At 52.0% G+C, this 333-nt stretch carries 1 pseudogene; it reads left to right on the top strand.

What is annotated here, in order from left to right:
* Positions 1-58 precede the first annotated feature (58 nt).
* A pseudogene (locus tag GBM95_RS12130) lies at positions 59-333 on the top strand (hypothetical protein); the annotation flags it as partial.

Raw genomic sequence — 333 nt, 5'->3', positions numbered from 1 at the left:
GATTGCCAGAGAGCAAGCAGGTTGCGGCACGCTGCCCAACAAAGGAAATCCCAAGCTCATGGCCAGCCTCAAGCTCCCTAAAGGAGTGACCTACCTTCAAGCCCATACTGCTGTGAATGCCAAAGCTTTCATGAGCGAGACTGACTTCGGCCAGTTCTGCCGCAAGCATGGCTATCTCGCCTCCACAGTCGATGCCTGGACCGAATGGTTTAACAATCATCCGGATGTGGTTGACAAGAAGCTCCATGATGCTCAGATGTCGGCCATGTCTGAACTCAAGAAGGAAAATGCCAGGAAGGACCGAGAAATCGCCAGAAAAGACAAAGCATTAGC

Source organism: Sutterella seckii (assembly GCF_009183815.1).
GTDB classification, from domain to species: Bacteria; Pseudomonadota; Gammaproteobacteria; order Burkholderiales; family Burkholderiaceae_F; genus Sutterella; species Sutterella seckii.
The sequence above is the reverse complement of the archived record's forward strand: the minus strand, read 5'-3'. Positions and strand labels throughout refer to the sequence as shown.